Source organism: Pseudomonas sp. K5002 (assembly GCF_013386655.1).
Lineage (GTDB): Bacteria > Pseudomonadota > Gammaproteobacteria > Pseudomonadales > Pseudomonadaceae > Aquipseudomonas.
The window spans coordinates 1-1,947 of record NZ_JACARK010001334.1 but is presented as its reverse complement, the minus strand read 5'-3'; the positions used below and the strand labels follow the sequence as shown (position 1 = coordinate 1,947).

The 1,947-nt window shown below is 63.5% G+C and carries 1 protein-coding gene and 1 pseudogene; both read right to left on the bottom strand.

Annotated elements, in window-relative coordinates; all coding sequences use genetic code 11:
- The coding region (waaF, locus tag HX846_RS36155) for a lipopolysaccharide heptosyltransferase II (protein WP_178967339.1) at nucleotides 1-903 on the bottom strand (903 nt) is incomplete at its 3' end.
- A gap of 55 nt (nucleotides 904-958) precedes the next feature.
- A pseudogene (locus tag HX846_RS36150) lies at nucleotides 959-1,947 on the bottom strand (bifunctional glutamine synthetase adenylyltransferase/deadenyltransferase); the annotation flags it as partial.

Sequence of the window (1,947 nt, the reverse complement as noted above, 5' to 3'; positions counted from 1 at the left end):
CAGGCGCACCACTTCGACCTTGTCGGCCAGCGGCGGGGTAAACCCGGGAGACGTCGAGCCATACACTGCCACCAGCGGGCGGTTCAGCGCCGCGGCCACGTGCATCAGGCCGGAGTCGTTGGACACCACCGCGTCGGCACAGGACAGCAGGTCGATGGCCTCGGCCAGGGATGTGTCGCCGCTCAGGTTGACCGCCTCTTCGCGCAGCCCCGGGATCAAGCGCTGGCGAATATCCTCGCCCACCGAATGATCGTTTTTCGAGCCGAACAACCAGACTTGCCAGCCCTCGCGAATCTTCATCTCCGCAACCTTGGCGTAATGCTCCGAAGGCCAGCGCTTGGACTCGCCAAACTCGGCGCCAGGGCACAGCGCCAGCACCGGACGGTCCAGCTCCAGGCCAAACTTCGCCAGGGCCGCATCCCGGGTGACCGGGTCGATTTGCAGGCTCGGACGTGGATACGGTGCAGGCAACTCGGCACCCGGCGCGTAGGCCAGGGCCATGAAGCGCTCGATCATCAACGGGTAACGGGCCTTGTCGAGCTTGCGTACGTCGTTGAGCAGGCCATAGCGAAACTCGCCACGCCAGCCGGTGCGCTTGGGAATACCGGCGAAGAACGGCACCAGTGCCGACTTCATCGAGTTGGGCAACAGGATCGCCTGATCGTACTGGCCAGCCAGGGACTTGCCGATGCGTCGACGGGTCGCCAGCTCCAGCGCGCCGTGGCCGAGCGGGAAGCTCAAGGCCTGACGCACCTCGGGCATGCGCTCAAGGATCGGCCGGCTCCACTCGGGGGCGAGCACGTCGATTTGGCAGTCGGGATGACGTTGCTTGAGGCACTGGAACAGTGTCTGCGCCATCACCATGTCACCGACCCAACTGGGCCCAACGATCAGAATATTCATGTAGTTTCCACAAACGATACGGGGAGGCTCATGCCTCCCCGCCTTATATAGTGTTTCAGCTTAACCCCAGTTCATGCCAGATTCGCTGCACCTGGCGCCGTTCGTCAGCGAACTGGTCCCCGGCCACCGTACCGGCCTCGTTCTGCAGGGCCTGGCGGTGAGCGGCGGAACGGTAGGCTTTATACACCTCGCGCAGCAAATGGGCATCGGCGGCGGGCATCAGCCCGACCTGCTCCAGGCCTTCCAGAATGCGGATATTGTCGGTGTAGCGCAGCAACGATGGATGTTGCGCAGACCACGCCAAAGCCGCGTATTGCACCATAAATTCAATATCGACGATACCTCCGGCGTCCTGCTTGAGGTCGAACGACGCCGTGGGTTCGAAGGCATTCGCCGCCGTTCCCGCCGCCGTGGACTTGGTGCCGAGGTTGTCGCGCATCTTGGCGCGCATCTCGCTGACCTCCTGGCGCAGCTTGTCCAGGTCCTGCGCACGGCCCAGCACTTGCGCCCGTACCTGCTCGAAAGCACGGCCCACATCCTGACTGCCTACCAGCACTCGCGCACGCACCAGCGCCTGGTGCTCCCAGGTCCAGGCTTCGTTTTCCTGATAACGCGCAAATGCGCCCAGGGAACTTACCAGCAAACCGGATGCGCCCGAAGGCCGCAGGCGCATGTCCACTTCATACAACTGGCCCGAGTTGGTCTGGGTGGTCAGCAGGTGAATGATCCGCTGCCCCAGCCGGGTAAAGAACTGCGCGCCATCGATCGGCTTGGCACCGTCGGTTTCGGCCTGGGGGTCACCGTCATGGATAAACACCAGGTCCAGGTCCGAACCATGCCCCAATTCGATGCCGCCGACTTTCCCATAACCGACAATGATGAAGCCAGGATCGCACAAGGTGCCGTCCACCCGTTGCGGCGAGCCGTAGCGGGCAACCGTCTGGCGCCAGGCCAGGGCCAGCACTTGTTCGAGGATGGCTTCGGCGAGCCAGGTCAGGTAGTCGCTGACTTTCATCAGCGGCAGGCTGCCGGCGATTTCCGAGG